The organism is Mammaliicoccus sp. B-M6 (genome assembly GCF_022386965.1).
GTDB lineage: Bacteria > Bacillota > Bacilli > Staphylococcales > Staphylococcaceae > Mammaliicoccus > Mammaliicoccus sciuri_A.
Map to the genome: position 1 here is coordinate 50995 of NZ_JAJNHJ010000016.1, position 6585 is coordinate 57579.

Consider the following 6585-nt stretch of genomic DNA (forward strand, 5'->3'; position numbering starts at 1 on the left):
TTATGCTATGATAAAAATAAAGGAGGATTTTTTATGAGATATAATACTTTTAATCAACCAATTGGTGATGAAGTCAAATCATTTAAAGAACCGAATATGCCTTGTGTTGATATGCTTGAAGGTAAGTACAGTAAACTTGAACATTTAAACGAAAGTCATATCGATCAGTTATTCCCTTTATTATATTCATCAGAAAATGATGCAAACTGGACGTATTTACCTCATGAACCGATTCATGATAAAGCTTCATTTACGCAGTTAATCGAAGAAAGAATCATTTCTAAAGATCCTTATTTCTTTGCGATTGTCGACAAAGAAACACATCAAGCATTAGGTATAATGTCACTTTTAAGAATTAATCCTAAAGCTTCAACGATAGAAGTTGGCCACATTCATTATTCAACACTACTTAAAAGAACGCGCATTGCTACTGAAGTACAATATTTACTTGCTCGATACGTTTTTGAAACTTTAAAATATAGACGCTATGAATGGAAATGTGATAGTTTGAACGCACCTTCGAAACATGCTGCCGAAAGACTTGGTTTCAAATATGAAGGAACTTTTCGACAAGCACTCGTATATAAAGGAAGGAATCGCGATACAGACTGGTTCTCTATCATTGATAAAGAATGGCCATCCATCAAAAAACATTACGAAGAATGGCTTGATGAAAATAATTTTAACCATGATGGCACACAAATCAATAAACTTTCAATGAACTAAATGTTTATATTTATAACGATGGGTATAATAAGTAAAAAGGACTGAGGAGATGAAGAAATGAATAATCAAAGAATTGTTCCGCATTTATGGTTCGATAACGAAGCGCAAGAAGCCGTCGATTATTATATGCAAACTTTTCCAGAATCAGAAATCATTTCAGATGTAACGTTTACAGATACACCATCCGGAGATGCAAAACAGCTCACTTTTAATATTTTTGGTTATAAATTTATGGCAATCAATGCTGGTCCTTATTTCACAAAAAATCCTTCCATATCATTTACAGTACTTTTCAAACAATCTGAAGCAGCATTACTCGACAAAGTTTGGACTGCACTCGCACATAACGGGAAAATTATGATGGAACTTGGTGCTTACGACTTTAGTGAAAAATATGGCTGGTTGGAAGATCAGTTTGGTGTTTCATGGCAACTCCTCATCACAGACCAACCATTCGATGATCGTATTAGACCATCATTTATGTTCATTAATGATAATGTTGGTAGAGCTGAAGAAGCGATTAACTACTACACAAGCGTATTTAAAAACAGTGGTGATATTAGTAAATTTTATTACCCAGAAGGCATGGAGCCAGACAAGCCAGATACACTCGCACACGCAGAATTTAAATTAGAAGATCAATATTTTGTCGCACTTGATAGTGCACATAAACATGAATTCAACTTAAACGAAGGTATTTCATTAATACTATTTTTAGAAGACCAACAAGAAATTGATTATTATTGGGATAAATTATCTGCTGTACCAGAAGCAGAACAATGCGGATGGGTCAAAGATCAATTCGGTGTCTCCTGGCAAATTGTCCCTAAAATCATGGATCAAATGGCAGAAGAAGGCACACCAGAACAAATCAGTAACGTTACAAAAGCATTTCTTAAAATGAAGAAATTCGATGTAGAAACTTTAATAAAAGCCTACGAAGGCAAATAATAGTATAAAAAAAAGACAGAAGCATTGTGCATGCTTCTTGGCAGTAGCTGACTGAATTGAAAATGCGCTTTTATCAAGCTTTTTTCAACTCTAGTCAGCCTTGCCGGGGCGGGACTACGAAATCTTTTTATACAAATTAGATTTCTGTCCCGCTCCCTATTTATTTTACCGGTACTGGCCATGTTTCTAAATGTTCAGCCATATCCCAGAACATATATTCATAGTAACTCGTTTTAACAATAATATCTTCTAAGCATTGTAATTCCGCTTCTGTCTTACCTTCTGTAACTTGATCCATCAACTGAATACAATCTTCTTTGTACTGACTAAATTCATCTGAAGCATACATATTAATCCATTCTCCGTATAAAGGATGGTCCGATGCTCCTTTAATTTCAGCTAATTTTGACCCTATATAATTATAACTCCAAGTACATGTCAAAATAGCCGCAATAACATTCTCAATGCCACCTTGTTGTGCCATATTCAACATATAACTCGTATAGCCAATAGTCGTTTGAGCCGGTTCTGTCTCTTCTAATTCCGCTTCTGATATACCAAATTGCTTAGCATAGCCTCTATGTAATGACATTTCAGTATTTAATGTGCCATTCGCTAAATCAGCATAAGTCGCCATCATTTTTAAGTCAGTTGATTTAGCTGCACCAATTGAGAATAGTCTCGCATATTCTATTAAATATATATAATCTTGTTTCAACCAATGTTTAAATTTTTCTTGATCTAACGTGCCATCACCTAATCCTATAATAAAAGGATGTTTCATATAAGATTGCCAAATCGGTTCAACTCTATTGAATACTCTATCTGTAAATTTCATTTATAAATCCTCCTTATAATTAAAAAAACGCTATTTTCATTAAGAAAATAGCGTCATGAGTACCTTATAATCAATACGCCACTTTCCTACGCCAGTATAAGCTGGATCAGGTTCAAGGAATTTTAAAGGTATCACTTTAATCTCAGCCTTTATAAAGGCACTTCCAGTGGTTTAAAATTATTTAATTTCTATACTCTTTCAACATATCTGTTTTATCCTAGGATTGCAAATAAAATTACATGCAACTTTTATTACATGATTCTAAATAAGCTTTAGCCTGTTTATTCACTTCTTTAAAATCTATACCTTGCTTCATAGCTGCAAACACACAACCACAATAGCATTGTCTAAAAATCTCATATTCATTGCACATTTTAATCGATCTTTCATACCCCTTGTTCTTCTTAAAGTCACTCGGTAAATAATAAACATGATATAAATCTTGAACATCCATACCAAGTTCGTTAATCAATTGTGCATTTTTCTTAGGTGACAATGTTAACGCACTCGCAAAATAATCATTTCCAAGATCAGCTGCCGCTTCTGCAACGAGTTCTAAACGCATTTCGAAACAAGCCGTACATCTTAGCCCACCTTCATTTTCATCAGCTAAATCTTTACTTTTAACCATTTTCATAAATTTATGTGGTTCATAGGCTGCTTCAATATATTTAACATTAGAATTTGTACGCTCATTAAATTGTTCAACAAACGTTTCTTGAACTTTCGCCCTACGCTCATATTCACTTTTCGGATGAATATTTGGATTCGCAAAATAAATCGCAACATCTGCATATTGTGTTAATAACTCTAACGTATAAGTACTACAAGGCGCACAACAACTATGAATTAAAATAGAAGGTCTTGTTTCAGAACGTTCCCATTCAGAAATCATTTTACGCATAACCTTATCATAGTTAATCTTTTGATTTTTCATCTTAGCAATAATACCATCAGCTGAAATCACCATATCCCTAACCATTCTTTTATACAAAAATTGTCATTTTTACAATATTTTATAACATTCAAAAGGTGATAGCAATATGATGATTAGAGATAGTATGGTGATATTTATCCTTTAAAAACTTTCTGATATTGTACATATCCAGATAAGTAATGTTCAATGTCATCAATTCTTACTCTATAGCCATGGTGTTTAATAAAGAATGAATGAAGTATCCTTGAAGGATTCTTAAAATACATCGCAACTTCTGGATAGAAAAATCCTGTTCTTTGATAATTTGCACGTTTATGAATGGTATCTATAAATTTCTTTTCATCTAAATGTTGTTCTACTAAAGATTCATAACCTGATTCTTTAGCGTATTCAACTAAGTGATATGTAGCCATTAACATTTCTAAAAATGTTGGGAAAGTTGTTTCTCTTTGGTACATATAATCTAAATAGCTAGACACATTCTGTATACCGAATTTAAAATATTTTTCTTGTGGATCGATTTGTACAAGTTCATTTGTACAATAACCTAACCAATGATCGTGATACTTCCAATAATCTTTTTGAATAAAACGTTCAAATAGATTTTTAACAATATTTAACCATTTTTCATTATGATCTATTTGGTATAACCTCAATAAAGCTAATGCCGCTTCTCCATCGTAATATATAATTCTATATTGTTCCTTTACAGTTAATTCTGGGTAGTTAATGACATGCACCGTTTTAGCATCTTCGCCTATCATCGTTTCAATACCACGTGCCACTTTTTGTGCAGCTTCAAGATATTCTTTTTTATTTGGATTATGTTTTAAATATTCACAAATTGCGAATATAAACGCTGCATTCTGACCTAATTTAATTTCATTTACATTTTTAGTATCGTCAAATATATGACCTAAGCCATCAGTTTCATATAAATAATGATTGATTAAATAATCTATAGCTTTTTCTGCAATTGTGATATCTTCATTTAAATATGTTAAGCCTTCTATTAAAGCGTATGTTGATGATGAATGTCTTAAGTTATTGTAAAATGCTATATTTTTATCGAAATGAGGAAAATACCCGTAATGGTACTTGCCATCTTCTCCAATTTCATTACTTAAATAATGTGTACTATGTTCAATCATCATATCGATTTCATTACTTAAGTTGTCTATTTCTCTTAGACCTTTTGTATAACCTCGCTCATCAAGAGCAAACACATCATTATCCTCTATAATATAGCCTTTTGTATAAAATTTTCGTACACGTTCACCTTCGTATTGTTGATGACTATAACGTACTTTAATACCTTTATACTTTTTCAAATAGTTATTAATATTGTCTTCAGATAAAATGAATGATTTTTTATCTTTTGATGGTCTAACAAAAGCATTAGCATTAATTTCATTAGATAAAAAAGCATATTCCCATTTGTCATCTAATGCCATTCCATAATCAACATAGTTTCTTCTTGTATTAATTAAATCGTCTTTTAATATATCAAAATCTATCTCTACTTCTTCTATGACAAAATCAAGCTTTACCCAATTAGCACTCTTTCCAGTTTTCTTTCGAAATTCTTGCGCTAACTTCAAAATATTTCTTTTAATATTATTTGGATTCTTAAAAACTCTTACGATTGCCTTTTGGTACTGATTGCCTATACTTACAAAGCTAACATCATGTTTAGGATATTTTTTATGCATCTCAAGAATTCTATCTATATCTTTACTTAAATTCATAGTTAATCCCCCATTATTTGTGCTTTTATACTATTATAACAATTCTATTCAATAACTTTTAAATATTATTAAATAACAGAAATTATAAGTTTCAATCTTTATGTATCTATTAATTCAAATTTAATAAAAATTGAGGCCAGAACAAACTAAGTTGTCCTAGCCACAATCAAGAATCTTCAGTCATTACTCTTTTTTATTATTTCTTCTTCTACTGAATAAGAAAATTGATCCTAATCCCGCTAATAACGTTGCAAGTAAAGTTCCACTATTCGTTTTAACTTCACCAGTATCAGGTAAATTATTATCTTTATTCTCTTTATCAGATACTTGATTTTCTGAGACATTATTTGTAACAGAAGTAGTAACTTTATTATTAGTAATTGAATTAATATTTCTTAGATCTTGTCTATATTCATTATTGTTTACATCTAAACCTGGTGCTTCTTGTAAAGTACTAACATCAATTAAATTATCATCAGCACCTGAATCAGAACCAATATTACTTTCCACATTTACAGCTGCGCCTGGATCACTGTCTGCGTCTGAGTCACTATCAGCATCGGAATCAGAGTCCGCATCTGAGTCGCTGTCTGCATCTGAATCACTATCGGCATCGGAATCACTGTCTGCGTCTGAATCACTGTCTGCATCTGAATCGCTATCGGCATCTGAGTCACTGTCTGCATCTGAATCAGAATCTGCGTCTGAGTCACTGTCGGCATCGGAATCACTATCTGCATCGGAATCACTGTCTGCGTCCGAATCGCTATCTGCATCGGAATCAGAATCTGCGTCTGAGTCACTATCCGCATCCGAATCACTATCTGCATCCGAGTCAGAATCCGCATCTGAGTCACTGTCCGCGTCTGAGTCACTGTCTGCATCTGAATCGCTGTCTGCATCGGAGTCAGAATCCGCGTCTGAGTCACTATCTGCATCCGAGTCACTGTCCGCGTCCGAATCACTATCTGAGTCTGAGTCACTGTCTGAGTCCGAGTCACTATCTGAGTCTGAATCACTATCTGAGTCCGAATCACTGTCTGCATCTGAGTCTCTGTCTGCATCTGAGTCACTGTCGGCATCCGAGTCAGATTCTGCATCCGAGTCACTGTCGGAGTCCGAAGCACTGTCTGCATCTGAGTCGCTGTCTGCATCGGAATCACTGTCGGCATCTGAGTCACTATCAGCATCTGAGTCACTGTCTGAGTCGGAGTCGCTGTCTGCGTCGGAATCACTGTCCGCATCCGAATCACTGTCTGCATCCGAGTCACTATCTGCGTCCGAATCACTATCTGAATCTGAGTCGGAATCTGCGTCGCTGTCTGAATCCGAGTCACTGTCTGCATCCGAGTCTGAATCTGAATCACTGTCTGAATCTGAATCAC

At 34.0% G+C, this 6585-nt stretch carries 6 protein-coding genes and 1 riboswitch; of the genes, 2 read left to right on the top strand and 4 right to left on the bottom strand.

Annotated features, from left to right (window positions below):
• Positions 1–33: 33 nt before the first annotated feature.
• Both LQ693_RS07790 and LQ693_RS07795 read left to right on the top strand, forming a co-directional pair.
• Positions 34–726: a GNAT family N-acetyltransferase gene (locus tag LQ693_RS07790; RefSeq protein ID WP_239703141.1), complete on the top strand. Its 693-nt coding sequence runs from the start codon at positions 34–36 to the stop codon at positions 724–726.
• A gap of 57 nt (positions 727–783) precedes the next feature.
• Complete coding sequence (locus tag LQ693_RS07795; protein WP_204172451.1) at positions 784–1677, top strand: VOC family protein; 894 nt, start codon at positions 784–786, stop codon at positions 1675–1677.
• 160 nt (positions 1678–1837) lie between these two features.
• Here the strand turns inward: LQ693_RS07795 and tenA are convergent, their stop codons facing one another.
• From tenA to LQ693_RS07815, 4 genes are all read right to left on the bottom strand, one after another.
• The gene (tenA, locus tag LQ693_RS07800) at positions 1838–2515 is read right to left on the bottom strand and encodes a thiaminase II (RefSeq protein WP_107565833.1); all 678 of its coding nucleotides are present in this window, start codon (positions 2513–2515) and stop codon (positions 1838–1840) included.
• Positions 2516–2581: 66 nt separating this feature from the next.
• A riboswitch (TPP riboswitch) is annotated at positions 2582–2690 on the bottom strand.
• A 60-nt stretch (positions 2691–2750) separates the two neighbouring features.
• Complete coding sequence (locus tag LQ693_RS07805) at positions 2751–3482, bottom strand: epoxyqueuosine reductase QueH (RefSeq protein WP_107565842.1); 732 nt, start codon at positions 3480–3482, stop codon at positions 2751–2753.
• A 104-nt stretch (positions 3483–3586) separates the two neighbouring features.
• Positions 3587–5200, bottom strand: coding sequence for a poly(glycerol-phosphate) alpha-glucosyltransferase (locus LQ693_RS07810; RefSeq protein WP_239703142.1), 1614 nt, complete (start codon positions 5198–5200; stop codon positions 3587–3589).
• 183 nt (positions 5201–5383) lie between these two features.
• Positions 5384–6585 (bottom strand): LPXTG cell wall anchor domain-containing protein (locus tag LQ693_RS07815; RefSeq protein ID WP_239743648.1); only part of this gene is annotated, 1202 nt, incomplete at its 5' end.